Source organism: Pseudomonas sp. RIT-PI-S (genome assembly GCF_025642975.1).
Taxonomy (GTDB): Bacteria; Pseudomonadota; Gammaproteobacteria; order Pseudomonadales; family Pseudomonadaceae; genus Aquipseudomonas.
Window position 1 is genome coordinate 495041 of record NZ_JANZKJ010000001.1, and the last position, 26003, is coordinate 521043.

The 26003-nt window shown below is 63.0% G+C and carries 24 protein-coding genes; 15 read left to right on the forward strand and 9 right to left on the reverse strand.

Going from position 1 to position 26003, the window contains the following annotated elements; genetic code table 11:
• The first annotated feature begins 110 nt into the window (after positions 1–110).
• Together OGL93_RS02245 and OGL93_RS02250 are read left to right on the forward strand one after the other, a co-directional pair.
• Complete coding sequence (locus OGL93_RS02245; protein ID WP_263260740.1) at positions 111–782, forward strand: response regulator; 672 nt, start codon at positions 111–113, stop codon at positions 780–782.
• Entirely contained in the window at positions 775–2172 is a 1398-nt protein-coding gene (locus OGL93_RS02250; RefSeq protein ID WP_263260741.1) for a sensor histidine kinase, read from the forward strand. The genes OGL93_RS02245 and OGL93_RS02250 overlap by 8 nt, the downstream gene beginning before the upstream one ends.
• A gap of 24 nt (positions 2173–2196) precedes the next feature.
• Here OGL93_RS02250 and OGL93_RS02255 read toward each other — a convergent pair whose 3' ends face one another.
• Together OGL93_RS02255 and OGL93_RS02260 are read right to left on the reverse strand one after the other, a co-directional pair.
• Positions 2197–3009 (reverse strand): HDOD domain-containing protein, encoded by an 813-nt coding sequence (locus OGL93_RS02255; protein ID WP_263260742.1) that lies wholly within the window; start codon positions 3007–3009, stop codon positions 2197–2199.
• Between the two features lie 23 nt (positions 3010–3032).
• Positions 3033–3974, reverse strand: coding sequence for a folate-binding protein YgfZ (locus tag OGL93_RS02260; protein WP_263260743.1), 942 nt, complete (start codon positions 3972–3974; stop codon positions 3033–3035).
• 142 nt (positions 3975–4116) lie between these two features.
• Here OGL93_RS02260 and OGL93_RS02265 point away from each other — a divergent pair, with 142 nt between their 5' ends.
• Both OGL93_RS02265 and OGL93_RS02270 read left to right on the forward strand, forming a co-directional pair.
• Positions 4117–4371, forward strand: coding sequence for a succinate dehydrogenase assembly factor 2 (locus OGL93_RS02265; protein WP_263260744.1), 255 nt, complete (start codon positions 4117–4119; stop codon positions 4369–4371).
• Entirely contained in the window at positions 4355–4807 is a 453-nt protein-coding gene (locus tag OGL93_RS02270) for a protein YgfX (RefSeq protein WP_263260745.1), read from the forward strand. Before OGL93_RS02265 ends, OGL93_RS02270 begins: the two co-directional genes overlap by 17 nt.
• A 51-nt stretch (positions 4808–4858) precedes the next feature.
• Here OGL93_RS02270 and nadB read toward each other — a convergent pair whose 3' ends face one another.
• Entirely contained in the window at positions 4859–6466 is a 1608-nt protein-coding gene (gene nadB, locus OGL93_RS02275; RefSeq protein ID WP_263260746.1) for an L-aspartate oxidase, read from the reverse strand.
• A 528-nt stretch (positions 6467–6994) separates the two neighbouring features.
• On the opposite strand from nadB, the gene rpoE reads away from it, so the two are divergent.
• The 11 genes from rpoE (at position 6995) to pdxJ (ending at position 17338) form a co-directional block, all read left to right on the forward strand.
• Positions 6995–7576 carry an RNA polymerase sigma factor RpoE gene (gene rpoE / locus OGL93_RS02280; protein ID WP_003252049.1) on the forward strand — a complete coding sequence of 194 codons (582 nt, stop codon included), beginning with the start codon at positions 6995–6997 and terminating at the stop codon, positions 7574–7576.
• Positions 7577–7607: 31 nt separating this feature from the next.
• The gene (locus OGL93_RS02285; protein ID WP_263260747.1) at positions 7608–8186 is read left to right on the forward strand and encodes an RseA family anti-sigma factor; all 579 of its coding nucleotides are present in this window, start codon (positions 7608–7610) and stop codon (positions 8184–8186) included.
• 8 nt (positions 8187–8194) lie between these two features.
• Positions 8195–9139, forward strand: a complete 945-nt coding sequence (locus OGL93_RS02290; protein ID WP_263260748.1) for a MucB/RseB C-terminal domain-containing protein — start codon at positions 8195–8197, stop codon at positions 9137–9139.
• Between the two features lie 245 nt (positions 9140–9384).
• Complete coding sequence (locus OGL93_RS02295; protein WP_263261097.1) at positions 9385–10815, forward strand: DegQ family serine endoprotease; 1431 nt, start codon at positions 9385–9387, stop codon at positions 10813–10815.
• A 180-nt stretch (positions 10816–10995) separates the two neighbouring features.
• On the forward strand, positions 10996–12792 hold the full coding sequence (gene lepA / locus OGL93_RS02300; protein WP_263260749.1) for a translation elongation factor 4: 1797 nt from the start codon (positions 10996–10998) through the stop codon (positions 12790–12792).
• A 9-nt stretch (positions 12793–12801) separates the two neighbouring features.
• Positions 12802–13659 (forward strand): signal peptidase I, encoded by an 858-nt coding sequence (gene lepB, locus OGL93_RS02305; RefSeq protein ID WP_263260750.1) that lies wholly within the window; start codon positions 12802–12804, stop codon positions 13657–13659.
• A gap of 57 nt (positions 13660–13716) precedes the next feature.
• Complete coding sequence (locus OGL93_RS02310) at positions 13717–14094, forward strand: DUF4845 domain-containing protein (protein ID WP_263260751.1); 378 nt, start codon at positions 13717–13719, stop codon at positions 14092–14094.
• Between the two features lie 11 nt (positions 14095–14105).
• Entirely contained in the window at positions 14106–14783 is a 678-nt protein-coding gene (gene rnc / locus OGL93_RS02315) for a ribonuclease III (protein WP_263261098.1), read from the forward strand.
• Positions 14776–15702: a GTPase Era gene (era, locus tag OGL93_RS02320; RefSeq protein ID WP_263260752.1), complete on the forward strand. Its 927-nt coding sequence runs from the start codon at positions 14776–14778 to the stop codon at positions 15700–15702. Before rnc ends, era begins: the two co-directional genes overlap by 8 nt.
• Positions 15703–15768: 66 nt before the next feature.
• A complete protein-coding gene (recO, locus tag OGL93_RS02325; protein ID WP_263260753.1) occupies positions 15769–16455 on the forward strand; it encodes a DNA repair protein RecO in 687 nt (228 codons plus the stop codon).
• A 130-nt stretch (positions 16456–16585) separates the two neighbouring features.
• On the forward strand, positions 16586–17338 hold the full coding sequence (gene pdxJ / locus OGL93_RS02330; RefSeq protein ID WP_263260754.1) for a pyridoxine 5'-phosphate synthase: 753 nt from the start codon (positions 16586–16588) through the stop codon (positions 17336–17338).
• A gap of 28 nt (positions 17339–17366) precedes the next feature.
• Here pdxJ and nadE read toward each other — a convergent pair whose 3' ends face one another.
• The 6 genes from nadE to OGL93_RS02360 form a co-directional block, all read right to left on the reverse strand.
• A complete protein-coding gene (gene nadE, locus OGL93_RS02335) occupies positions 17367–18206 on the reverse strand; it encodes an ammonia-dependent NAD(+) synthetase (protein WP_263260755.1) in 840 nt (279 codons plus the stop codon).
• Between the two features lie 121 nt (positions 18207–18327).
• Positions 18328–19284, reverse strand: coding sequence for a tRNA 5-methoxyuridine(34)/uridine 5-oxyacetic acid(34) synthase CmoB (gene cmoB, locus OGL93_RS02340; RefSeq protein WP_263260756.1), 957 nt, complete (start codon positions 19282–19284; stop codon positions 18328–18330).
• On the reverse strand, positions 19281–20024 hold the full coding sequence (cmoA, locus tag OGL93_RS02345; protein ID WP_263260757.1) for a carboxy-S-adenosyl-L-methionine synthase CmoA: 744 nt from the start codon (positions 20022–20024) through the stop codon (positions 19281–19283). Before cmoA ends, cmoB begins: the two co-directional genes overlap by 4 nt.
• A 124-nt stretch (positions 20025–20148) precedes the next feature.
• Positions 20149–20550, reverse strand: coding sequence for a protease inhibitor I42 family protein (locus OGL93_RS02350; RefSeq protein ID WP_263260758.1), 402 nt, complete (start codon positions 20548–20550; stop codon positions 20149–20151).
• 70 nt (positions 20551–20620) lie between these two features.
• Positions 20621–23062 (reverse strand): endopeptidase La, encoded by a 2442-nt coding sequence (lon, locus tag OGL93_RS02355; protein WP_263260759.1) that lies wholly within the window; start codon positions 23060–23062, stop codon positions 20621–20623.
• A gap of 260 nt (positions 23063–23322) precedes the next feature.
• Positions 23323–25719 carry a glucose/quinate/shikimate family membrane-bound PQQ-dependent dehydrogenase gene (locus OGL93_RS02360; protein ID WP_263260760.1) on the reverse strand — a complete coding sequence of 799 codons (2397 nt, stop codon included), beginning with the start codon at positions 25717–25719 and terminating at the stop codon, positions 23323–23325.
• Positions 25720–26003: the final 284 nt, after the last annotated feature.

The window sequence follows — 26003 nt, forward strand, 5'->3', positions numbered from 1 at the left end:
GGGCGCCGTGCCTGTGGGCGAATCCGACCGGTTTTGCCCCGGCAAGCATCGCCAACGGCGAGCGAATCAGGGACACTGCGCCACCGCGTGCCGCTCAACGAGGGAGACCGATGCGCATCTTGCTGGTAGAAGACCATCTGCAACTGTCGCAGAGCATTGCCCAAGCCTTGAAGGCTGCCGGGCTTACCGTCGACGTATTGCATGACGGCGTGGCGGCGGACCTGGCCCTGGCCAGCGAAGACTACGCCATGGCCATCCTTGACGTAGGCTTGCCGCGCCTGGACGGGTTCGAGGTGCTGGCGCGCCTGCGCGACCGAGGGCGGAACCTGCCGGTGCTGATGCTCACCGCGCGCAGTGACGTCAAGGACCGGGTTCACGGCCTTAACCTTGGCGCCGATGACTACCTCGCCAAGCCCTTCGAACTCAGTGAGCTGGAGGCCCGGGTCAAGGCGCTGCTGCGCCGAACCCTGCTTGGCGGCGAGCGTCAGCAGCGCTGTGGGCCTCTGGTCTATGACCTGGATGCCCGGCGCTTCAGCATCGGCGAGCTGCCACTGCTGCTGACTTCCCGTGAGCAGGCGGTGCTGGAAGCCTTGATCGCCCGGCCGGGGCGAGTGATGAGCAAGGACCAGCTGGCGGCGCAGGTATTTGGCCTGGACGAAGACGCCAGCGCCGAGGCGATCGAAATCTACATTCATCGGTTGCGCAAAAAGCTCGATGGCCAGGGCGTGGCTATCGTGACTTTCCGCGGCCTGGGTTATCTGCTCGAGGGGCGCGATGCCTAGGCCGGCCAGCCTGCGCTGGCGCCTGCTGGGCAACCTGGCCTCGCTACTGATTCTGCTGATGTTGGCCAGCGGGCTCAGCGCGTATTGGAACGGCCGTGAGGCCGCTGACGTTGCCTATGATCGAACCTTGCTGGCCTCGGCGCGGACCATCGCCGCCGGGTTGTTCGAACGCGATGGCAAGCTCAGCCTGGACGTACCCTACGTAGCGCTCGACACCTTCGCCTACGACAGCGCCGGGCGCATCTACTACCAGGTCAACGGCGTGGACCAGCAGTTGATCTCCGGTTATGAAAACCTCCCGCCCCCGCCCCCGGGCACCCCGCGCACCGACGCCTATCCGGCGCTGGCGAAGTTCTACAACGGCACCTACCGAGGCCAGGACGTGCGCGTAGTCAGCCTGCTCAAGGCAGTCAGCGAGCCGAGCATGAACGGAATGGCGGAGATCCGCGTGGCGGAGACCGACGAAGCCCGGGTCAGCATGGCACGCGGGCTGATGACCGACACCTTGCTGCGCTTGGGCATGCTCGGCGGTGGGGCGCTGCTGCTGGTGTGGTTCACCGTGAGTGGCGCCTTGCGGCCGCTGGAGCGCTTGCGCGGCGCGGTCGAAGCGCGTCGCCCGGACGACCTGCGGCCGCTGCCGCGGGAAGCGGTGCAACATGAATTGCTGCCCTTGGTGGAGTCCATCGACCATTTCACCGAGCGGCTGCGCGTGCAGTTCGAGCGCCAGAGCCAGTTCATCGCCGATGCCGCCCATGAGCTGCGCACTCCGCTGGCAGCGCTCAAGGCACGGGTGGAGCTGGGCCTGCGCAGCGAAGATGCCGCCGAGCTCAAAACAGCCTTGGTCGATGGCCGCCAAGGCATCGATCGCCTCACCCACCTGGCGAACCAACTGCTGTCCCTGGCGCGCATCGAGCACGGCGCGCAGGCGGTTGCCGAGGGCGGGGCCGAGCACATCGACCTCTCGCACTTGGCGCTCGAGCTGGGCCTGGCCATGGCACCGCTAGCGCACGCTCGCGGCATTGCCCTGGCGCTCGAGGCCGAGCAGCCGGTCTACGTTCGCGGCGAGCCCACTCTGCTCAGCGAGCTGCTCAGCAACCTGCTGGACAACGCCTTAGCCCACACGCCCGCAGGCGGCACCGTGGTGCTGAGAGTGTTGCCGCAGGGCCTGCTCGAAGTCGAGGACGATGGTCCCGGTATCCCGCCCGAAGCCCGTGCGCGAGTGTTCGAGCGCTTCTACCGCGGCGGGCATCAGGGGACCGGGTTGGGCCTGGCGATCGTCGGCGAAATCTGTCGTGCACACCAAGCCAGCATTTCGCTTCACGATGGCGCCCAGGGTGGGCTCAGGGTAAGGGTTGAATTCGAGGGTGCTAGCGACCACTCCAGCGCCTGATCCTGAACGCCGGCAAGCCGTTTGCTACGCCAGCATCACCCGCGCGTCTTCGAGCTCGCTGCCCAGCAGCGGCGGGTCGAGGCGGTCCATGCCCAAGCGGGCGTAGGCGGGGAGGTTGCTGATCGACGGGCGGCGGGTCACTGGGATATTCAGCAAGGAGGCGATCTGCACCACGTCGGAGTAATCCGCCGTCGCCTGCTCGCGCTCGTAGTCCAGGTGGAACAGCGGCACGTCCGACAGGGCCCGGGGGAAGTCCCAGGATTTGAGAATGCGCGCGCCGATCACCGGGTGGATGTTATCGATCACGTGGTTCAGGCACACCGGGTCGCTGAGCAGGTCGTTATGTTCCTCGGCGTAGGTGAGGATCGGCAGTACGCCGATCAAGTGCACCATGCCGGCGAGGGCGCCCTGGTCGGGCTTGAGGTGGGGCTGCCGGCGGCAGATTTCATAGCCGATGCCGGCCACTTCAATGCTTCTGGTCCAGATTTCCCGCAGCTTGGCTTCCACCACGGGCAGGCGTGCGTTGAAAATCTGTTCGATCACCAGCCCGATCGCCAGGTTGCAGGTGTAGTTAACACCCAGCCGGGTAATGGCGGCCTGCAGACTGGTGACCTCGACCTGGCTGCGCATCAAGGGGCTGTTGACCACTTTGATCAACCGCGCGCTGAGTGCTGGGTCGCGGCCTACCACGCGGCTCAACTGGCTGACGCTGACCTCGCTGTTCTCCGCGGCCTCACGGATTTCGAACGCTACCTCAGGCAGTGTCGGCAGCATGAGGTCGTCCCGGTCGATGGCGACCAGTAAATTTTCTTGAACCGCTTGGGCCAACTGAATCATGAGGCCTCTCGGGCTTCCAAAGGCTAGCGCTGGATTTCGCGGTCGCGGTCGAGTTCATAGGGCAGGTCGAGCAGCGCCAGGCGAGGGCCATCGGCCGCGCCCAGATGGACCTCGCCGTGCTCGGCGGCGTCTGCCTGCAGTACCGCCAACAGTTCCACGCCGGTTGCGGCGGGGGCGGCCATTACTACCTCGCCAACCGAGCTGGCATGCACGGGTGAAAACAACGCCGTGCCCGGCGCGGGCACATCGCCCTCGGGCAGCGCCAACCGGTACTGGCGGCGCTTGAGCTTGCCCAGGTATTGCATGCGAGCGACGATTTCCTGGCCGGTGTAGCAGCCTTTCTTGAAGCTTACGCCGCCAACCGCTTGCAGGTTAAGCATTTGCGGGATGAACAGCTCGCGGGTAGCGCCGAACACCTGGCCGATGCCGGCGCGAACCTGGCCCAGTAGCCAGGCACGCACATCCGCTTGCGGCAAGGCATTGGCCAGCTTGGCCTGGAACGCCGGAGCCTGTTCGGCCGGCAGCCAGGCTTCGACGCGGCCGGGGGACACCCGAATAAACAAGGCGTCTCCCAGGCTGGCCATGGCATGGGCTTCGGCGGGCAGCTCCAGGCCCAGCGTGGCAAGCAGTGCGTCGCCCTGGCTGATACCGAAGCGCGCCCAGCGCCCGGACTCGTCCGTCAGCGTGGCCTTGGAAAACACCGCGTACTTTTTCAGGTCCGCCAGCTGCGGCTCGATCAGCTCGCGGGCCATGGCCAACAGGCAGCCGTCCCCCTGCGCCAGAATGCGGAAGCTGGACTGCATGCGGCCCTTTGGCGTGCAGCGGGCGCCAAGGCTGCTGGTGTGAGGGTTAAGGTAATTGAGGTTGCACGTCAGCTGGCCTTGCAGGAACTTGCTGGCATCCGAGCCACGAACCGCAAGAACGCCCTCATGGGTGAGAGCGCAGAAAAAGGCAGAATCGGACATGGGGCACTTTGCTGTACATGAAGGTGCTCATCATAGTGCCCCGCGCGAAAAATAAACAGGCGCGGTACATCCGCTCACAGCGGGCAGGGTGCCGTGCCACGGCCTGCTCTGTATACTGGCGGCCTTTTCGAGGAGCCCCCCCATGGTCGCGGACATAGAACTCAATCGCCTCTACTGGCACAGCCGCCGTGGCATGCTGGAACTGGACGTGCTGCTGGTACCGTTCGTCAAAGAGGTGTACCCCAGCCTCAACGAAACCGACCGGGCCCTTTATGTACGCCTGCTGGCGTGCGAAGACCAGGACATGTTCGGCTGGTTCATGGAGCGCAGCGAATCCGAAGATCCTGAGCTGCAGCGCATGGTTCGGATGATTCTGGACCGTGTTCAACCCAAATGAATGCTTCGAATGCCGCTGGCGCCCGTCGCGCCGGCTGTTCGCCGGGTACTGCACTGCCCAACTGCTGGCCATTTGCTCAGCGTTGACCCTCCAACTGCCCTCACCACTGGGCTTTGCCCTATTGCTCGGCTGCCTTGCGCATGGGGCCTGGGTGCTGCCTCGGCAGGTGCTGCTCACCTCCGCCCATGCTGTCACCGGCCTGCGCCGATCACCCGAGGGCTGGGCACTGTTCAACCGCGCCAAAGGTTGGCAGCCCGCGCAACTGCGCCGCGACAGCATGGCCCTGCCGGGCGTGGTCATCCTGCGGTATCGCTTGCCCGGCCAGTGGTGGTCGCGGTCGGTGTGCATCCCAGCGGATTCGCTAAGCCGCGAAACCCATCGCCGCTTGCGCCTGCGGCTGCGGTTTTCCCGCAAGCGGTTCGCCGCACCCTTGTAGGGATTGGTGCAGCCCGTGCCCCATGCGCCGGGGTTCGCAGGCCGTGCCAGCCTATGCCGCGGGGTCCAGCACCGTATCCTTCGCCTCGTCCAGCTGTTGCGGGTAATCCAGTGTGTAATGCAACCCGCGGGACTCCTTGCGCAGCAGCGCACAGCGGATCATCAAATCGGCCACCTGGGCCAGGTTGCGCAGCTCGATCAGGTCGCGGCTGACCTTGTAGTTGCTGTAGAACTCGTCGATCTCGCTCAACAGCAAACGTACCCGGTGCTGGGCGCGTTGCAGGCGCTTGCTGGTGCGCACGATGCCCACGTAGTCCCACATGAACCGCCGCAGCTCATCCCAGTTGTGGGCGATCACCACGTCTTCGTCGGAGTCGGTGACCTGGCTGGCGTCCCAGGTGGGTAGGGCCTGGGGCAGTGCCACGCTTTCAAGCTGGCCTTGGATATGTTCCGCCGCTGAGCGGCCATAGACGAAGCACTCGAGCAAAGAGTTGCTGGCCATGCGGTTGGCGCCGTGCAGGCCGGTGAAGGTGGTCTCGCCAATGGCATACAGGCCCGGTACGTCGGTGCGGCCGTCGCTGTCGACCATTACCCCGCCGCAGGTGTAGTGCGCTGCGGGTACCACTGGGATGGCTTCCCGGGTGATGTCGATGCCGAACGCCAGGCACCGCTCATACACGGTGGGGAAGTGCCCGCGAACGAACTCGGCGGGCTTGTGGCTGATGTCCAGGTAAACGCAGTCCGCGCCCAGGCGCTTCATCTCATGGTCGATGGCGCGCGCGACAATGTCGCGTGGGGCCAGCTCGGCGCGGGGGTCGAACCGCGGCATGAAGCGCTCGCCATTGGGCAGCTTGAGCACGGCGCCTTCGCCACGCAGGGCTTCGGTGATCAGAAAGCTCTTGGCTTGAGGATGGTACAGGCAGGTGGGGTGGAACTGGTTGAACTCAAGGTTCGCGACCCGGCAGCCCGCTCGCCACGCCATGGCGATGCCATCCCCGCATGCGCCGTCCGGGTTGCTGGTATAGAGGTAAACCTTCGCCGCGCCGCCGGTGGCCAGTACCGTGAAGCGCGCGGCGAAGGTATCGACCTCGCCGGTCTTGCGGTTCAGCACGTAGGCGCCCAGGCAGCGATCGCCGCCACGCCCCAGGCGTCGCTCGGTGATCAAGTCCACGGCAACGCGCTGCTCCAGCAGCTCGATGTTCGGCCGCTGCCGCGCCTGAGCGAGCAGGGTATTGAAAATGGCCGCGCCGGTGGCGTCTGCGGCGTGAATGATGCGCCGATGGCTATGGCCGCCTTCGCGCGTCAGGTGGAACTCGAACTGGCCCTCTTCGGCGCCAGCCGTATCGTCACGGGTAAAGGGCACGCCCTGGTCGATCAGCCACTGGATGGCCTCGCGGCTGTGTTCCACGGTAAAGCGAACGGCATCTTCGTGGCACAGGCCGCCGCCGGCCACCAGCGTGTCGCGCACGTGTGAATCCACCGTATCGGCGTCATCCAGCACCGCGGCAACCCCACCTTGCGCCCAGTAGGTCGAGCCGTTGGACAGCTGGCCCTTGCTCAGCACGGCGACGCGCAAGTGCGCGGGAAGATTCAACGCCAGGCTCAAGCCTGCCGCACCGCTGCCGATGACCAGTACGTCGTGTTGCAAATGCTGACTCATGTGGCTGGGTGCTCCCGCGGCTCAAGCGGCCGCTTCTCGATGGCGAGGCGCAACGGCGGCATGGGAACTGGCCAACGGCCGCAGCCCTGTGCAGAATCCCGCCTCGGCGATATGGCAAAATGGAACTATTGAACGTATCGGGTGGTCGACATTTATACCAGCGGTGCATCCCCGGGGCCACGTTAATGTCCCGAGGAGCGATCGCGGCGCTAGACCGAGTGCTTGGTTTTGTAGGAAATTGGCTATTCGGTGATGGGAACTTTCCTAAATGGAGCACAATCCATAGGTGGTTACCAAAAAACACGGCACGACGACGGCACACCCCCAAAGGGCTGTTTTTCGCCAGTAGCCGGATATCCAGATTGTTTACGCAGCAGGTCGGTGCCTGGTGTGTTTTTTTCTTGTACCCGGCTTTACGGGCAGGAAACTTGCGTGGAGGGGAGAACTTTTGCACAAAGCCCGAGTCTATGGTTGCAAGCCTGAACGATGGCTCTTGCAGCGCTCCTTGGAGCACAACGAGGAGTGTTCATGCTAACCCAGGAAGAAGATCAGCAGTTGGTCGAACGCGTTCAGCGCGGTGACCGGCGAGCGTTCGATCTGTTGGTGCTGAAGTATCAGCACAAGATTCTCGGGCTGATCGTGCGCTTTGTGCACGACACCCACGAGGCGCAGGACGTCGCTCAGGAAGCATTCATCAAGGCCTATCGGGCGTTGGGGAATTTCCGCGGAGACAGCGCCTTCTACACCTGGCTGTACCGGATCGCCATCAACACGGCGAAGAATTACCTGGTGTCCCGAGGAAGACGGCCGCCAGATAGCGACGTCAGCTCCGAAGACGCTGAGTTCTACGATGGCGATCATGGCCTCAAGGACCTCGAATCGCCAGAGCGGTCGTTGCTGAGGGATGAGATCGAGGGCACTGTGCATCGGACCATCCAGCAACTGCCCGAAGACCTTCGCACGGCGTTGACCCTGCGAGAGTTCGACGGCCTGAGTTATGAGGACATTGCGAGCGTCATGCAATGCCCGGTAGGTACCGTGAGGTCGCGAATTTTCCGTGCCCGCGAAGCCATAGACAAAGCTCTGCAGCCTTTGCTGCAGGAAACCTGAGACAGCGGCGACAGCCAAGAGAGGAACCGCAATGAGTCGTGAAGCCCTGCAGGAATCGCTGTCCGCGGTGATGGATAACGAAGCGGACGAACTGGAATTACGTCGTGTATTGAGCGCTGTGGAAAGCAGCGACGCACGTGCCACCTGGTCGCGTTACCAGGTTGCCCGCGCCGCCATGCACAAAGAGTTGCTCAATCCACAACTGGATCTGGCTGCTGCTGTATCTGCCGCGCTGGCCGACGAAGCAGCCCCTGCACGCTCAGCGCCTCGTCCATGGCGTAGCCTGGGTCGCCTGGCAGTGGCGGCCTCGGTGACGCTTGCGGTGCTGGCAGGTGTTCGCCTGTACAACCAGAATGACATCAGCGGCACGCAATTGGCCCAGCAAGCACCGCAGCCTGCTTTGGTCGCCCCGCAGGCCCAAGGCCCGGCGGTACTGGCCGGCTATACCGAAAGCAACGAACAAGTCAAAGCCCCAGCCCTGCAGAACCAGGCTGGCTGGCAAGACGAGAAACTGCCAGGGTATGTGCGCCAGCACGCTCAAGAGTCGGCGGCCAAAGGCGCTGAGAACACGCTCCCTTATGCGCGCTCCGCTAGCATGGAAAACCGCTAAGGAGGAACATGCGCGTCCTCCCGCTTGCCGCACTCTTGTGCGGCAGTTGGTTGTCCCTTCCGGCGTTGGCCACCACCGACGCCTCGCAATGGCTCGATCGGATCGATCGGGCCGAGCAGCAGCGAACCTTCCAAGGCACCTTCGTTTACGAGCGTAGCGGTAGCTTTTCTACTCACGCGATCTGGCATCGCGCGAGCGCGGGACACGTGGTGGAGCGCGTGCTTCAGCTCGATGGCCTGCCTCAGGAAGTGCTTCGCAACGATGGCCATACCCAATGCAGCAGCGCGGCGCCTGAAGGCGGCGTGAGCACTGCTGGCGGCAATGCCCGCCTCTACGACGCGCTCAAGCTTATGTCCTGGTACGACCTTAAGGTCGCCGGGGATTCGCGCGTGGCCGGGCGTGCGGCGGTGGTGCTCAGCCTGACCCCGAAAGACCGCGACCGCTACGCACTCGAGTTGCATCTGGACCGGGAAACCGGGTTGCCGCTCAAGTCGCTATTACTTAATGCCAGCGGCCAGTTGCTCGAGCGTTTTCAGTTCACCCGCTTTGTCACCGAAGCGCCTGCCGAAGGGGATCTCAGGCCGAGCGGCGGTTGCCTCGCGGTCACCGCGAACCCGTCATCGGCACCCGTCGCGGTACCCTGGCGGGCTGACTGGTTGCCCCCAGGGTTTGAAGTGATCAGTTCGGGAAGCCAGCAGGATGAGCATGGTACCCGCGTGGACCGCATGCTGTTCGATGACGGCCTGGCGAAATTCTCCGTGTTCATCGAGCCCGTGAAAACGCCGGACGCTACCGACGGCCGTACCCAGCTGGGTCCCACCGCCGCGGTTTCGCGCAGGTTAAATACTGCCCAAGGTGATGTGATGGTCACGGTTGTGGGTGAAATTCCCATGGGCACCGCTGAGCGCATTGCGTTGTCTATTCGTGCTCAGCCACTGCCTGCCAAGCAATGATGGCGTGGAACCGGCCGCGCCCAGCCTGCTTGGGGGGCGTCGGTGGGTATTAAATTCTGGTTTACGTTTCAAATTGCAACATGAAAGTTCTGCTGTTCCAGTTGCAAAGCACCTCGGTTTTTCTTATAGGTCACTGCCACCAGGGGCGTGTCTTGCGTTGGCCAGTTGCGAGCGCCTGGCTCGGTTCGGACCGCTGCTTGCCCCTTCGCTTAACCATGCTCGTAATGTACGGGAGCCGTATGTCGATACCACGCTTGAAATCCTGCCTTTCGCTGTTCGCGGCGGTACTGATGCTGGGGCAGGTCGTTACCGCCCAGGCTGAAGCGCTGCCAGATTTCACAACCCTGGTGGAGCAGGCCTCCCCGGCGGTGGTCAACATCAGCACCACGCAAAAGCTGCCCGACCGTGGCGTGGCGGACAGCCAGATGCCGGACCTGCAAGGCCTGCCGCCGATGTTCCGAGAATTCTTCGAGCGCAATATGCCGCGCAATAACCCGCGCGCGCCACGCGGCGATCGTCAGCGTGAAGCCCAGTCGCTAGGCTCTGGCTTCATCATTTCCCCCGACGGCTACGTAATGACCAACAACCACGTGGTCGCCGACGCCGACGAAATCATCGTGCGCTTGTCCGATCGCAGTGAGCTCAAGGCCAAGCTGGTGGGTACCGATACCCGCACCGACGTAGCCCTTTTGAAAATCGACGGCAAGAACCTGCCTACGGTCAAGCTGGGGGATTCGGACAAGCTCAAGGTTGGTGAGTGGGTCTTGGCCATCGGTTCGCCGTTCGGCTTCGATCATTCGGTGACCAAGGGCATCGTCAGCGCCAAGGGCCGTACACTCCCGAACGATTCCTACGTGCCGTTTATCCAGACCGACGTGGCGATCAACCCCGGTAACTCCGGTGGCCCGTTGTTCAACATGGACGGCGAGGTGGTGGGTATCAACTCGCAGATCTTCACCCGCTCCGGTGGCTTCATGGGCCTCTCGTTCGCTATCCCGATCGACGTGGCCCTGGACGTGTCCAACCAATTGAAGAAAGACGGCAAGGTAAGCCGTGGTTGGCTGGGCGTGGTGATTCAGGAAGTGAACAAGGACCTGGCTGAATCCTTCGGCCTGGAAAAACCTGCCGGCGCACTGGTTGCGCAGGTCATGCAGGACGGCCCGGCCGCCAAGGGTGGGCTACAGGTGGGGGACGTGATCCTGAGCATGAACGGCCAGCCGATCGTCATGTCTGCCGACCTGCCGCACTTGGTCGGTGGCCTCAAGGCGGGTGCCAAGGCTTCTTTGGAAATCATTCGTGACGGCAAGCGGCAAAACCTCGACCTGACCGTGGGCGCGCTGCCAGAAGACGACGATGCCGACGCAGCCACCGGCGCCGATGGCCAGCCAGAGCGCGCCAGCAACCGCCTGGGCGTAGCCGTGGCCGACCTCACCGACGAGCAGAAGAAAGCCGCGGACCTCAAGGGCGGCGTGCTGATCAAGGACGTGCAGGACGGCCCGGCAGCAATGATCGGCCTGCAGCCAGGCGATGTGATCACTCACCTGAACAACCAGGCGATCACCTCTGCCAAGCAGTTCACCGACGTGGCCAAGGGCTTGCCGAAGAACCGTTCGGTGTCCATGCGCGTGCTGCGTCAAGGTCGCGCCAGCTTCATTACCTTCAAACTGGCCGAGTAAACGCGGCCACCCTGGAAAAGGCGATCCTCGGATCGCCTTTTTTCATGGTCGCCCTCCAACCCTGGTTGACCTGACGCAATGGGCGACGCAGGGCCCTCCCACAAGGAGCGCGGCATCAGGTACAATGCCCGGCTATTTTTTGTCGGGCGCCCGGCCCAAGGCCTTCTTGAGTGTTGATCCGTGAGTGATTTGAGTCATATCCGCAATTTCTCCATCATCGCCCACATCGACCATGGCAAGTCGACCCTGGCCGATCGGTTCATCCAGATGTGCGGTGGCTTGGCCGACCGTGAGATGGAAGCCCAGGTGCTCGATTCGATGGACCTGGAGCGTGAGCGCGGGATCACCATCAAGGCGCATAGCGTTACCCTCCATTACAAGGCCAAAGACGGCCAGACGTACCAGCTGAACTTCATCGACACCCCCGGCCACGTGGACTTCACCTATGAAGTCAGCCGTTCGCTGGCCGCATGCGAAGGCGCCTTGCTGGTAGTCGACGCCGGCCAAGGGGTGGAGGCGCAATCGGTCGCCAACTGCTACACCGCCATCGAGCAGGGCCTGGAAGTCATGCCGGTGCTCAACAAGATGGACCTGCCCCAGGCGGACCCGGACCGGGTGAAGGAAGAGATCGAGAAGATCATCGGCATCGACGCCACCGATGCCGTGGCGTGCAGCGCCAAGAGCGGCATGGGCGTGGACGAGGTGCTCGAGCGCCTGGTGCAGACCATTCCCGCGCCGGAAGGCAATATCGACGCTCCCTTGCAGGCGCTGATCATCGACTCCTGGTTCGACAACTACCTGGGCGTGGTCTCGCTGGTGCGCGTGCGCCATGGCCGGGTGAAGAAGGGTGACAAGATCCTCGTCAAGTCCACCGGCAAGACCCACCTGGTGGACAGCGTAGGGGTGTTCACGCCCAAGCACACGCCCACCGCGGACCTGAAAGCCGGGGAAGTGGGCTTCATCATCGGCAGCATCAAGGACATCCACGGCGCGCCAGTGGGCGACACCCTGACGCTGTCCACCACGCCGGATGTGGAAGTGCTACCAGGCTTCAAGCGCATCCAGCCGCAGGTCTACGCCGGCCTGTTCCCGACCAGCTCGGACGATTTCGAAGACTTCCGCGAAGCGCTGCAAAAGCTGACCCTCAACGACTCTTCGCTGCAATACCAGCCGGAGAGTTCCGACGCCCTGGGCTTCGGTTTCCGTTGCGGGTTCCTCGGCATGCTGCACATGGAGATCATCCAGGAGCGCCTGGAGCGCGAATACGACCTGGACCTGATCACCACCGCGCCGAGCGTGATCTACGAAGTGAAGATGAAGAACGGTGAGACGATCTACGTCGACAACCCATCCAAGCTTCCCGACGTATCCTCGGTAGAGGACTTCCGCGAACCGATCGTCGACGCGACCATTCTTGTGCCTCAGGAGCACCTGGGGAACGTCATCACCCTGTGCATCGAAAAACGCGGTGTTCAGCGCGACATGCAGTTCCTGGGTAGCCAGGTGCAGGTGCGCTACGACTTGCCGATGAACGAAGTGGTGCTGGATTTCTTCGACCGCTTGAAGTCGACCAGCCGGGGCTATGCCTCGCTCGACTACCACTTCGACCGTTATCAGTCGGCGAACCTGGTGAAGCTGGACGTGCTGATCAACGGCGACAAGGTGGATGCCCTGGCCTTGATCGTGCACCGCGATAACGCCCACTACAAAGGCCGTGCGCTGACCGAGAAGATGAAAGAACTCATCCCCCGGCAGATGTTCGACGTTGCGATCCAGGCCGCCATTGGTGGCCAGATCATCGCGCGGACAACCGTCAAGGCGTTGCGCAAGAACGTTCTGGCCAAGTGCTACGGCGGCGACGTGAGCCGTAAGCGCAAGCTGCTGGAGAAGCAGAAGGCTGGTAAAAAACGTATGAAACAGGTCGGCAACGTGGAAATTCCACAAGAAGCCTTCCTTGCCGTGCTCAGGTTGGAATGATCAGGTCCTATGTCTCTTAACTTCCCGCTGTTGTTGGTTATCCTCGTTGCCGTGTGCGGCTTGCTGGGTCTGATTGACCTTGTGTACTTCGCCCCGCGGCGCCGCAACGCCATTGCGAACTACCAGGGCAGCGTGGCTCAGCCCGAGCCCGCCGTGGTGGACAAACTGAACAAGGAGCCATTGCTGGTCGAGTACGGCAAGTCCTTCTTCCCGGTGCTGTTCATCGTACTGGTGCTGCGCTCGTTCCTGGTGGAACCGTTCCAGATCCCTTCCGGTTCGATGAAGCCAACCCTGGAGGTAGGCGATTTCATTCTGGTGAATAAATTCTCCTACGGTATTCGCTTGCCGGTGCTGGATACCAAGGTGATCGAAATAGGCGACCCGCAGCGCGGCGACGTCATGGTCTTCCGTTACCCCAGCGACCCGTCGGTCAACTACATCAAGCGAGTCATCGGCGTGCCGGGCGACAACATCCGCTATACCTCCGACAAGCACCTGTACGTCAATGGCGTGCTGGTGGACGAGCAGATGGTAGGTACTACCTTCGATCCGCACCTGGGCGAAGTAGGCGTCTACAAGGAGCACATCGGTGAAGCCGAACACTTGATCCACCAGCAGATGGCAGCCTACCGCATGCTGCCAGGCGGCCAGTGGACGGTGCCCGACGGGCACTACTTCATGATGGGTGACAACCGCGACAACTCCAACGACAGCCGTTACTGGGACGATGCCCGTATCCCCAAAGACCTGTTGGGGATGGTTCCTGACCGCAATATCGTCGGCAAGGCGTTCGCCGTATGGATGAGCTGGCCGGAGCCGAAAATGCGGCACATGCCGACCCTTGATCGGGTAGGGCTGATCAAGTAACCCCTTTTTCCGGGCGCTGCCACGGGCGCCCTTGGGTTTTATCCGCGAGGGTCTAGCATGAATGCAATACGGTCCCAGCGAGGGGCGTCCTTGATTGGCGGCCTGTTGCTGCTGGTCGCAGTCGGCCTGCTGGCCCTCGCCGGCTTACGGCTCGCCCCCCATTACATGGATTTCTGGGCATTGAACAAAGCCATGGATAAGGCCGCTACCGACACTGCCACCAAGGTCGAAGACGCCGACGATTATTTCGCTTACGTCAGCCGCAGTATGCAGATCAACAACATCCGGGATCTGGATTTGAAAAACGCGTTGAAAATCACCGAACAACAAGGCGGCATGGTCGCTCGCCTGGCCTACGAAAGGCGTGAACACCTGCTAGGCAATATCGACCTGGTGGTGAGCTTCGATCATCAAACCAGCGTGCGTTTCCAGTGAGCCAGTCACCTCTGAACCGCCTTGAGCGTCAGCTCGGCTACAACTTCAAAAACAAGGAACTGATGCTGCTTGCGCTGACGCACCGCAGTTTCGCTGGCCGCAACAATGAGCGGCTGGAATTCCTTGGCGATGCCATCCTCAACTTCGTGGCCGGCGAGGCACTGTACGAGCGCTTCCCCCAGGCCCGCGAAGGCCAGCTGTCGCGCCTGCGCGCCCGCTTGGTGAAAGGTGAAACACTGGCGCTGCTGGCCCGCGGCTTCGACCTGGGCGAATACCTGCGGTTGGGGTCCGGCGAACTCAAGAGCGGTGGCTTCCGGCGTGAGTCCATCCTCGCCGATGCCCTGGAGGCCCTGATCGGCGCGATCTATCTGGACGCCGATATGGACACCGCGCGCGAGCGCGTGCTGGCGTGGCTGGCCGGCGAGTTCGACAGCCTCACGCTGGTTGATACCAACAAGGACCCCAAAACCCGCCTGCAGGAGTTTCTGCAGTCCCGTGCCTGTGAATTGCCGCGTTACGAGGTGGTCGATATTCAGGGTGAACCGCATTGCCGCACCTTCTTCGTCGAATGCGAAGTGGCTTTGCTCAATGAAAAAAGCCGAGGGCAGGGCGTAAGCCGGCGCATCGCCGAGCAAGTTGCCGCCGCCGCCGCCTTGATCGCCCTCGGCGTGGAGAATGGCAATGACTGATACCTCGGTGACTACCTCGGCGACCACCCCGGCAACCCGTTGCGGCTATGTGGCCATCGTTGGCCGGCCCAACGTCGGCAAGTCGACGCTGATCAACCACATCCTCGGGCAGAAGCTGGCGATCACCTCGCGCAAGCCACAGACGACCCGCCACACCATGCTCGGGATCAAGACCGAAGGTGATGTTCAGGCCATCTACGTCGACACCCCTGGCATGCACAAGGCAAACGACAAGGCCTTGAACCGCTATATGAACCGGACCGCCTCGGCTGCGCTCAAGGACGTCGACGTGGTGATCTTCGTGGTCGACCGCACCCGCTGGACCGACGAAGACCAACTGGTGCTCGAGCGCGTGCAGTATGTGGAAGGGCCGGTGATCCTGGCCATCAACAAGACGGACCGCCTCGAAGACAAGGCCGCGCTGCTGACTCACCTGGAGTGGCTGCAGCAGCAATTGCCCAAGGCCGAAGTGGTGCCGATTTCCGCTCAGCAGGGCCATAACCTCGAAACCCTCGAAGCACTGATCGGCAATTACCTGCCCGAGAACGAGCACTTCTTCCCGGAAGACCAGATCACCGACCGTAGCAGCCGCTTCCTGGCGGCCGAGCTCGTTCGGGAAAAGATCATGCGCCAGCTCGGTGCCGAGCTGCCGTACCAAATCACCGTGGAGATCGAGGAGTTCAAGCAGCAGGGTGCGACCCTGCATATCCATGCGTTGATCCTCGTGGAGCGCGACGGGCAGAAGAAAATCATCATTGGCGACAAGGGCGAGCGCATCAAGCGCATCGGCATGGAAGCGCGCAAGGACATGGAGCAGATGTTCGACGCCAAGGTCATGCTTAACCTCTGGGTCAAGGTAAAAGGCGGCTGGTCCGATGACGAACGAGCGCTACGCTCGCTTGGTTACGGTGACGCCTGATCCCCACCCGCGCGGCGCCTGGCCAGGCGCCCTCGGGCTCGCCTTTACCGCGACCCTGTGCCGCGAATGAGCGGCGCGCAACCCCAGCAGCCTGCCTATGTGCTGCATTCCCGCCCGTATCGAGAAACCAGTGCACTGGTGGATTTCTTCACACCCGCTGGCCGGGTGCGTGGCGTATTACGCGGCGCGCGGGGCAAGGCCGGTAGCCTGGCAAGGCCGTTCGTGCCGCTGGCTGTGGAGTTTCGCGGCAAGGGCGAACTGCGCAGCGTGGGCCGCCTGGAAAGCGCCGGCGCCAGCCCTTGGTTGGTAGGCGAGGCACTGTTCAGCGGGCTTTACCTGAACGAACTGTTGGTGCGCTTGCTGCCGCTGGAAGACGCCCACCCTGGCCTTTACGAGCATTACAGCCTGACCCTGGAAGCGCTCGCCCTTGGCCGCCCGCTGGAGCCTCTGTTGCGGGCCTTCGAATGGTGCCTGCTCGATGAGCTCGGCTACGCCTTCGCCCTGGATCAAGACAGCAGGGGCAACCCGGTGGTCAACGACGGCCTCTATCGGCTGCGTGCCGAAGAAGGGCTGGAACGGGTAGTCAGCTTTGCCCCCGGCCTGTTCAACGGCGCCGACCTATTGGCCATGGCTGCGGCGGATTGGGCTGCGGCTGGCGCGCTGCTCGCCGCCAAGCGGTTGATGCGCCAAGCCCTGGCCGTGCACCTGGGTGGCAAGCCCTTAATGAGCCGCGAGCTTTTCCGCAAGCCGTAAGGCAGAGGTTCGCTGGCTGGCACCAGCTCCGACACTCCTGTCAGTGTCGGCAATGCGTCCTCCTACACCACCCTACCCAGCCCCCTACGAGCCACGTATCCTGTGCCGACCTATTGCCAGGAGAGTTCCCGTGACCACCAGCAACCGCATCCTACTGGGCGTTAACATCGATCACGTTGCCACCTTGCGCCAGGCGCGTGGCACCCGTTACCCGGACCCAGTAAAGGCTGCCTTGGACGCGGAGCAGGCGGGCGCGGACGGCATCACCGTGCACCTGCGTGAAGACCGCCGGCATATTCAGGAGCGGGACGTGCTCCTGCTCAAGGATGTGCTGCAAACCCGCATGAACTTTGAAATGGGCGTTACCGAAGCGATGCTCGCGTTCGCCGAGCAGCTCCGCCCGGCGCACGTTTGCCTGGTACCGGAAACCCGACAGGAACTGACCACTGAGGGCGGGCTGGATGTCGCTGGCCAGGAAGCGCGCATCCGTGCCGCGGTAGAGCGGCTGAGTGCCGTGGGTAGCGAGGTGTCGCTGTTCATCGACGCCGACCCGGCCCAGATCGAAGCCTCGGCGCGAGTCGGCGCGCCGGCTATCGAACTGCATACGGGGCGCTATGCCGACGCTCACACCCCGGAAGAGGCCGCCGCCGAACTGCAACGTATTGCCGATGGCGTCGCTCAGGGCCGTCACCTTGGGTTGATCGTCAATGCGGGCCACGGCTTGCACTACCACAACGTCGAGCCGATCGCCGCGATCTGCGGCATCAACGAGCTGAACATTGGCCATGCACTGGTAGCGCATGCACTGTTCGTTGGCTTTCCGGCCGCGGTGGCGGAGATGAAAGCCCTGATCATCGCCGCCGCGGACCGCGCCCGCGGTTGACGCTCAGGGCTCCCGGAGCCTGGCCGGCTTATTCGGGGGCGTAAGGCTGCCGGCGTTTGTGGGCGGTCTTGTCGTAAGTGCGAACGATGGTGTCGTAGGCTTCCTGGCTGACCGGCTGACCGTGCAGGAAGGCGTCGATTTCCTTGTAGGTGACCCCGTGGGCGTCCTCGTCCGGCTTGCCAGGGGTCAACTCTTCGAGGTCCGCGGTAGGCACTTTCAGGAACAGCTGCTGTTCGGCACCTAAGTACTGGGCAATGGCGCGTACCTGGCCTTTGACCAAGCCTTCGAGGGGGGTAAGGTCACACGCGCCGTCGCCGAACTTGGTGAAGAACCCCATCACCGCTTCGGCGGCGTGGTCGGTGCCTATCACCAGCCCGTCGTTGGCATTGGCAATGGCGTATTGGGCGACCATGCGCATCCGCGCCTTGGTATTTCCCCGCACGAAATCCCGGCGCGCTTGGGTCAGGTGCTTAGTGATGGTCAAGTCATCCATCTGGTTATCAAGCCCCTGGACCGCGCCCGCGATATTGACGGTCACTTCCTCGTCGGCCCTCACGAACTTCATTGCCAAGGCCGCATCGGCTTCGTCGTGTTGGGTCCCATAGGGCAGGCGCACGGCGATAAAGCGATAGCCGGCGTCGGCGGTTTCGCTACGCAGTTCTTCGATAGCCAGCTGCGCCAGGCGGCCAGCGGTGCTCGAGTCCACACCACCGCTGATGCCCAGCACCAGTACCTTGAGCCCGGCGTTGCGCAGCGTCTGCTTGATAAAGGCTTTGCGCCGGTCTACCTCGGCCTTTAAAGCGCTTTCATCGGCAAAGGCGGGGACGACATTCAGGGCGGCGGCGATTTCGGCCTGGCGGTTGCTCATAGGTTGGACCTCCTCTAGGGCCAGCATCGCTGGCGATCAAACAGTACGACACTGCCCAAGCTTACCTTGATCCGCCGGCCTTCGTCGCACAGCGCCCGCCCCCAATCACACCGGCTTTGCGCTACTTGCGCGCCGTGATCACCGCACGCATGGGCGCCGGCAGGCCTTCCACCGTTTTGCTGTGGTCCTCGGGGTCGAGGAAGTGCTCCAACGACTGGTAGCGCATCCACTCGGTGCTGCGCTGCTCATCGGGCGTGGTGTAGCTGACGTCCACGCACTTCACGTCGGTAAAGCCCGCGCGCCGTACCCACAGTTCCAAGGCGGCCACCGAGGGCAGGAACCACACGTTACGCATTTGCGCGTAGCGGTCGTCGGGCACTAGCACCTGCTGCTCGTCGCCTCGTATTACCAAGGTCTCCAGCACCAATTCACCGCCTTTGACGAGACAGTCCTTGAGGGCGAACAGATGGTCGATGGGCGAGCGGCGGTGGTACAGCACGCCCATGGAAAACACCGTGTCGAAACCTTGCAGGTTCGCGGGCAGGTCTTCCAGGGCCAAGGGCAGGTGCCAGGCTGGAAGGTCTGGCAGGTACTGCCGCAGCGCCTGGAACTGGCAGAAGAACAGCCAGTTCGGGTCGATGCCAATCACGCTCTCGGCTCCAGCACCGAGCATCCGCCATTGGTAATAACCGTTGCCGCAGCCCACATCCAGCACCCGCTTGCCGCGCAGGTGGAGATGTGGAGCGACCCGGGCCCATTTCCAGTCTGAACGCCATTCGGTGTTCACGTGCACGCCGAAGAGGTCGAAGGGCCCCTTGCGCCAGGGGCTGAGGCCCATCAACGCTTCATGCAGGCGTTGCCGGCTGCTGTCATCACAGGCACCGCCGAGGGTTACGCTTTCGCTCAGGTCGACGATGCTGGCAGTCAACTCCGGCAACGCCTTGAGGGCCGCTTGCCAGCGCTCGAGATCACCGTGCCCCTTCTCCAGGCGGCTGTTCAGGTCGGCTTGCAGGCCGTTCGCCCACTGCGCCAAGGGTGAGCCGGCGAGGCGGCGAACCAGAGGGGTCAAGTCGATCATGGCAAGGCGATCATCGAGGCGAAGTTCAGGCACTGAAACCACGGCACCACTTTGCTGAAGCCCGCCGCCAACAGGCGGTCACGATGATCCTCGAAGCTATCGGGCTTCATCACGTGCTCGATGGCGCTGCGCTTCTGGGCGATTTCCAGTTCGCTGTAGCCGTTGGCCCGCTTGAAATCCACATGCAGCTCGGTGAGCAGGGTGTGGGCCTGGCCATCCTCGAAGCGCAGCTTCTCGGAAAGCAACAGCGCGCCGCCGGGTACCAGCGCCTGCCGGATACGCGAAAGCAGCGCCAGGCGTTGTTCAGGCGCGATGAATTGCAGGGTGAAGTTCAAGGCCACCACGGAGGCGGGTTGGAAGTCAAAGGCGAGGATATCTGCCTCCAGCACCTGCACCGGCAACAGCTCCTGGAACATCGAATCCTGCCCTTGAAGGTATTCGCGGCAGCGCTGGACCATCGCCGGCGAATTGTCTACAGCCACCACCTGGCAACCCTCACGGCGCACATGGCGGCGCAAGGCTTGGGTTACCGCGCCCAGGGAAGCGCCGAGGTCGTAGAGATAAGTGTTGGGCTGGGCAAAGCGTGCGGCCAGCACGCCGAGGTTCTCGACAATCGCCGGATAGCCGGGGACCGAGCGCTTGATCATGTCCGGGAACACCCGCACCACGTCCTCGTTGAATACAAAATCGGGCACTTGGGCCAGGGGCTGGGCAAACAGACGGTCAGGAAGGTCGGGCACGGAAGTGATCTGCGGGCGTGGCGGGAAAGGGCGGGATTTTACGAGGGGCAAGCGGCCGGCAGCAAGCGGGGCGCATGGTCAGCCACCCGCTTCGCCTTCTGCCTTGGAGTTTACAGCTGGCAATTCACCTGACTGTGATTTTGCAATCGAAGGTTTGCACCGGCTTGACCTCCGGCGCCCAAGGCTGTTGCAGGACCATCAACAGGCGGCCTTCGCCAGGGCCCTGCGCGCGATAACGCCATACCGATTGGCCCGCTGCGCCGACGATGCCGGCGTCTTCGGCATTGGTGTACACCTCAGGGCCCAGGCTGCGCAGCACGCTTTGCGCAGGGTTCTGGATCAACCAGCGGTAACCGGTGGTGGGATTGCTGGGCAAGGTGAGGATTAGCAACTGGCTGTTAGCCATGACGATGGGGCATTGCTGCTGCTTGCTGAGGTTGAACGCAATGGACGCATCCGGCGTGTGGCTGGCGCAAGCGGCCAGCAAAGCGAAGCAGGCGAGGGCGAGGGGGCGAACCAGGGGCATCGGCGGGCATCCAGGCTAAGGCGATGCCCGCCAGCTTAGCGCAGGCGGGCGGCCCAGTCAGCCGGGATGGCTAGAACAGTACCTTGGCGACGTCGGCAAAGCGTTTTGCGAAGTGCACGGTCAGGCCTTCCTTGAGGTAGTCCGGTAGCTCCTGGAAGTTACCGCGGTTGGCCTCGGGCAGGATCAGCTCGGTGAGCTTCTGCCGCCGGGCGGCGATCACTTTCTCGCGCACACCGCCGATGGGCAGTACATGGCCCGTGAGGGTCAGTTCGCCGGTCATGGCAACGCCTTTCTTCGGCGGCTGATTGCGCGCCAGCGACAACAGCGCACTGGCCATGGTGACGCCCGCACTCGGGCCGTCCTTCGGCGTGGCCCCTTCCGGTACGTGCAGGTGCACGAAGGCCTCGTTGAAGAAGGTAGGCTCGCCGCCAAACTGCTTGAGGTTGGAGCTCACGTAGCTGTAGGCGATTTCCGCGGACTCTTTCATCACGTCGCCCAATTGCCCCGTGAGTTTGAAACCCCGGGTCAGGCTATGGATGCGCGTGGCTTCGATCGGCAGCGTCGCGCCGCCCATGCTCGTCCAGGCAAGGCCGGTGATCACGCCTATGCCGCTGAGCAACTGCTCGCTGCGGAATACCGGCATGCCCAGGTAGGCTTCCAACTCCTTGGGCCCGACCTTGATGATGGCCGCCGGGTCGTCCAGCAGCTTGACCACGGACTTGCGCACCACCTTGCCCAGTTGTTTCTCAAGCTGGCGCACCCCGGACTCGCGGGCGTAGCCCTCGATAACCATGCGGAGGGCGCTGTCGCTGATGCTCAGGCTGGCCTTGGACACGCCGGCTTTTTCCAGTTGCTTAGGCCACAGGTGCTTCCGGGCAATGGCTACCTTTTCCTCGGTGATGTAGCCAGAGAGACGAATGACCTCCATGCGGTCCAGCAGCGGCCCGGGTATCGAATCCAAGGTGTTGGCGGTGCAAACGAACAGCACCTTGGACAGGTCCAGGCGCAGGTCCAGGTAGTGGTCGAGGAAATCGACGTTTTGCTCCGGATCGAGGGTTTCGAGCAGCGCCGAGGCGGGGTCGCCTTGGTAGCTCTGGCCCATCTTGTCGATCTCGTCGAGCATGATCACCGGGTTCATCACCTCTACATCCTTGAGCGCCTGCACCAGCTTGCCGGGCTGGGCGCCGATGTACGTGCGGCGATGGCCCTTGATCTCCGCTTCGTCACGCATGCCGCCCACGCTGAAGCGGTAGAACGGCCGGCCGAGGGACTCGGCGATCGACTTGCCGATGCTGGTTTTACCCACGCCGGGCGGGCCCACCAGCAGCACGATCGACCCGCTGATTTCGCCTTTGTAGGCACCGACGGCGAGGAACTCCAGGATGCGGTTCTTGATGTCACCCAGGCCGGCATGGTGGGCATCGAGTACCTTGCGGGCGTGCTTGAGCTCGAGCCGGTCCTTGCCGTAAACGCCCCACGGCAGGGAGGTGGCCCAGTCCAGGTAATTGCGGGTGACGGCATATTCCGGCGAGCCGGTTTCGAGGATCGCCAGTTTGCCCATCTCTTCGTCAATACGCTTGCGCGCGGGAGCTGGAAGGGTCTTGCCTTCCAGGCGCTGCTCGAACTGCTCCAGGTCGGCGCTGCGGTCGTCTTTGGTCAGGCCCAGTTCCTGTTGGATGACCTTGAGTTGTTCCTTGAGGAAAAACTGCCGTTGATGCTCGCCGATCTGGCGGTTGACCTCGGCTGAGATTTCTTTCTGCAGCCGGGCGACCTCCACTTCCTTGCGCAGCATCGGCAGCACGCGCTCCATGCGTCGCAGCATGGGCACGCAGTCCAGCACCTGTTGCAACTCGGCGCCGGTCGCAGAGGTCAGCGCCGCGGCGAAGTCCGTCAACGGCGACGGGTCGTTGGGGCTAAAGCGGTTGAGGTAGTTCTTCAGTTCTTCGCTGTACAGCGGGTTAAGCGGCAGCAGCTCTTTGATGGCGTTGATCAGCGCCATGCCGTAGGCCTTGATTTCGTCCGTCGGTTCGGACGGTTGCAGCGGGTATTCGACTTCCACCAGGTACGGCGGGCGATGGTGCTTGAGCCAGGTACGGATGCGCACCCGCGACAGGCCCTGGGCAACGAACTGCAATTTGCCGTCCTCGCGGCTGGCGTGGTGAATCTTCACCAGAGTGCCGTACAGCGGCAGGGTGGAGGTGTCCAGATGGCGTGGATCTTCAGCAGGCGTTTCCATGTAGAACAACGCCAGCGAGTGATGCGGGGTCTTCGCCACCAGGTCGAGTGTCTCGGCCCAGGGCTCTTCATTGACGATCACCGGCAACACTTGGGCCGGGAAGAACGGCCGGTTGTGGATGGGAATCACGTACACCTTGTCTGGCAGGTGCTGCCCAGGCAGAACCAACTCGGTGCTGGAGGTGGTGGAGTGCTCCACCTGTTCCTGCTGGCTTGGCTCGGCGGAAGGCTCGTTAGAAGCGTTTGGGTGGTCCGAGATGGAATCCTGGTCGCTCATGAGGCACCTGCAAAAATGGCTATGAACGGTTAGATGGGGGGGAGGGCGATGGGTTTCAATGGATAAGGTGCGAAGGATTGCGCGTGACTGGCCTGCGGGCAGCCAGTTGTGTCGATCCGTTGCTCGTTGGCCGGTGGTCGCAGTGCTTGCGCGCATGGATAACTGACGCAGGCCGGGCCCCACGCTTGCGAAGATGCAGGTTTCCCCCCTTCACAAAAACGGCGCCCCATGGGGCGCCGTCATTTTGCAGCTAAACGAGCTTACTTAGGCAGAGCAAACGCCATCACGTAATCCCCTTGCTTGGTCCCCAGCGAGCCATGGCCGCCAGCGACGACCAGTACGTACTGGCGGCCATCCTTGCCGGTGTAGGTCATCGGCGTGGTCTGTGCGCCAGCGGGTAGGCGGGCTTCCCACAGCTGCTTGCCGTTGTTCACGTCATAGGCACGCAGGTATTGGTCCAGCGTGCCGCTGAGGAAGCCGAGGCCGCCGCCGGTCACGAAGGTGCCGCCCAGGCTTGGCACGCCCATGGTCAGGGGCAGCGGAACCGGCGAGCTGTCCCGTACGGTGCCGTTCTTGTGCTTCCAGATCACCTTGTGAGTGGTCAGGTCCACCGCAGCCACGTAACCCCAGGCCGGAGCCTGACAAGGCAAGCCCATGGGCGACAGCAGCGCTTCGAGGATCACGCCATAAGGCGCGCCTTTGTTGGGCTGCACGCCTTCGGTTTCGCTCTTGCGCGCCGGGCCGCCGGCCACGCCAGCGCTGGGGACCAGGCGAGATTTGAACGCCATGTAGTCTGGGTTGACGAACGCAATCTGGCGAACCGGATCCACCGAGATGCCGCCCCAGTCGAACACGCCAAAGTTGCCCGGGTACACGATCGAACCTTGCAGTGAAGGCGGGGTGTAGATGCCGTCATAGCGCAGGGAGCGGAAGTCTGTACGGCAGAGCATCTGGTCGAAGGGCGTAACGCCCCACATGTCCTTCTCTTGCAGAGCCGGCGGCATGAAGTTCAGCTCAGACATTGGCTGCGTTGGCGAGGTGTGATCGCCTTCCACCGCGCCTTGCGGAACTGGAGTTTCGTTCACAGGTACGATCGGCTGGCCATTGCTGCGGTCCAGCACGTAGATGCTGCCCTGCTTGGTCGAGGCCATCACGGCGGGCTTCATGCCGTCGGCGGTCTTGATGTCGATCAGGCTTGGTTGGCCGCCTACGTCCATGTCCCACAGGTCGTGATGGGTGAACTGGAAGGTCCAGCGCACTTGGCCGGTGGCGATGTCCAGCGCGGTAACGCCGGCGCTGAATTTCTCGCTCTCGGGCGTACGGTTGCCGCCCCACTGGTCGGGCATCTGGTTGCCCATGGGCAGGTAGAGCATGCCGAGTTTTTCGTCCACCGACATCAGCGACCACATGTTCGGCGAGTTACGGGTGTAGTGCTCGCCCGGGCCGATCGGGGTGGTCTTGTCGGGGTTGCCGCTGTCCCAGTTCCATACCAGATGGCCGTCATGCACGTCGAACGCGCGAACCACGCCCGAAGGCTCGTCGGTAGACACGTTGTCGGTGACATGGCCGCCGATCACCACGAGATCTTTGGTGACGGCGGGTGGCGAGGTGGAGTAGTAGCCACCGGGGTTGAACGCGCCGATGTTGGCTGTCAGGTCGATGGCGCCCTTGTTGCCGAAATCTTCACAGACCTTGCCGGTGTCGGCGTTCAGTGCGATCAGGCGGGTGTCCGCAGTGGGCACGAAGATGCGCTTGGGGCATGCGGTCGCGGTGGCGGGGCTAGCCTGGGCAACGTCCGCGGCATAGGCCGCGTCGTCGTGGTAAGCCACGCCACGGCAGGTCATGTGCGCCCAGCCGGTGAAGTTCTTGGCACCCTGGGTGCTGATCTTCGGGTCGAAGCGCCAGATTTCCTTGCCGCTGTCGGGGTCGAGGGCAATCACCTGGCTGTGCGGGGTGCACACATACACCATGCCATTGACTTTCAGCGGCGTGTTTTCGGCAGTGGTTTCGCCCGGGTCGTTAGGGCCCGGGATGTCGCCGGTGCGGTAGGTCCAGGCTGGCTCCAGCTTAGACACGTTCTGCACGTTGATCTGGTTCAGTGGCGAATAGCGATCGCCGAAGGCGCTGCGGCCATAGGAGCCCCAGTCGCCATCCGCCATGGCGGGCGCGGCGCTGGCGGTGCCCGCGGTCTCCCGGCCTAGCTCACCCTTGATCTCACCAGGGTTGGTGAACTGGCTGGCCAGTGCTGCCAGGCCGGCGAGCACGACGGCGAAGGCCAGGCCATTGGTGCCCAGCGGATAGCGCAAGCCGCGAGTCAGCGGCAGGCGGAACCACGGCAGCAACAATACGATGCCCAAGGCGAACCACAATGCCAGGCGCGGCACCAGTTGCCACCAGTCCAGGCCCACTTCCCACAGCGCCCACAGCGTGCTGGCGAACAGCACCAAGGCGTAGAGGCTAAGCGCGGCGCGCTTGTGCGCGATCAGCAATACACCGGTCAGGGCGATGCCGATACCGGCGATGAGGTAATACAAGGACCCATGGATGGCGGCCAGCTTGATGCCGCCAGCCACCAAGGCTAGCCCCATCAGCAGGAACAGCAGGCCGAGCAGGGTGGGCAGGATGCGCCGTCTGCTGTTGGCACCGTCAGTGCTCATACTTAGAAATCTCCAGTGTGTTGAAAATGTATCGAGAAATTTCCTACAGGCTTGTAGGCGGAGTTTTCGTCGATTAGTTCGCTAAATTTCGTTAAAACGACGCCAGCACCCTCGGCCCGCCGGGGGCGTGACGCCTCCCTTGAATACGCGGGCCAGGTGACGAGGTATTGAACGTTCGGGCTACGCCAGCCATTACCGGCAACGAACGTCCGTGGCGGGCTGGCGTCGAACGCTGCTCCGCACCGGCATGGGCGACGAGCGCGCAGGCCTGGCTCACCCGGGCC

Coding starts and splice junctions, on each gene's coding strand:
- rpoE (WP_003252049.1), top strand. CDS start 6,995: ATGCTAACCCAGGAAGAAGATCAGCAGTTGGTCGAACGCGTTCAGCGC.
- lepB (WP_263260750.1), top strand. CDS start 12,802: ATGTCTCTTAACTTCCCGCTGTTGTTGGTTATCCTCGTTGCCGTGTGC.
- OGL93_RS02255 (WP_263260742.1), bottom strand. CDS start 3,009: ATGATTCAGTTGGCCCAAGCGGTTCAAGAAAATTTACTGGTCGCCATC.
- nadB (WP_263260746.1), bottom strand. CDS start 6,466: ATGAGTCAGCATTTGCAACACGACGTACTGGTCATCGGCAGCGGTGCG.
- OGL93_RS02265 (WP_263260744.1), top strand. CDS start 4,117: ATGGTCGCGGACATAGAACTCAATCGCCTCTACTGGCACAGCCGCCGT.
- OGL93_RS02310 (WP_263260751.1), top strand. CDS start 13,717: ATGAATGCAATACGGTCCCAGCGAGGGGCGTCCTTGATTGGCGGCCTG.
- recO (WP_263260753.1), top strand. CDS start 15,769: ATGAGCGGCGCGCAACCCCAGCAGCCTGCCTATGTGCTGCATTCCCGC.
- lon (WP_263260759.1), bottom strand. CDS start 23,062: ATGAGCGACCAGGATTCCATCTCGGACCACCCAAACGCTTCTAACGAG.
- OGL93_RS02360 (WP_263260760.1), bottom strand. CDS start 25,719: ATGAGCACTGACGGTGCCAACAGCAGACGGCGCATCCTGCCCACCCTG.
- OGL93_RS02250 (WP_263260741.1), top strand. CDS start 775: ATGCCTAGGCCGGCCAGCCTGCGCTGGCGCCTGCTGGGCAACCTGGCC.
- nadE (WP_263260755.1), bottom strand. CDS start 18,206: ATGAGCAACCGCCAGGCCGAAATCGCCGCCGCCCTGAATGTCGTCCCC.
- cmoB (WP_263260756.1), bottom strand. CDS start 19,284: ATGATCGACTTGACCCCTCTGGTTCGCCGCCTCGCCGGCTCACCCTTG.
- OGL93_RS02290 (WP_263260748.1), top strand. CDS start 8,195: ATGCGCGTCCTCCCGCTTGCCGCACTCTTGTGCGGCAGTTGGTTGTCC.
- OGL93_RS02260 (WP_263260743.1), bottom strand. CDS start 3,974: ATGTCCGATTCTGCCTTTTTCTGCGCTCTCACCCATGAGGGCGTTCTT.
- OGL93_RS02245 (WP_263260740.1), top strand. CDS start 111: ATGCGCATCTTGCTGGTAGAAGACCATCTGCAACTGTCGCAGAGCATT.
- OGL93_RS02285 (WP_263260747.1), top strand. CDS start 7,608: ATGAGTCGTGAAGCCCTGCAGGAATCGCTGTCCGCGGTGATGGATAAC.
- era (WP_263260752.1), top strand. CDS start 14,776: ATGACTGATACCTCGGTGACTACCTCGGCGACCACCCCGGCAACCCGT.
- OGL93_RS02350 (WP_263260758.1), bottom strand. CDS start 20,550: ATGCCCCTGGTTCGCCCCCTCGCCCTCGCCTGCTTCGCTTTGCTGGCC.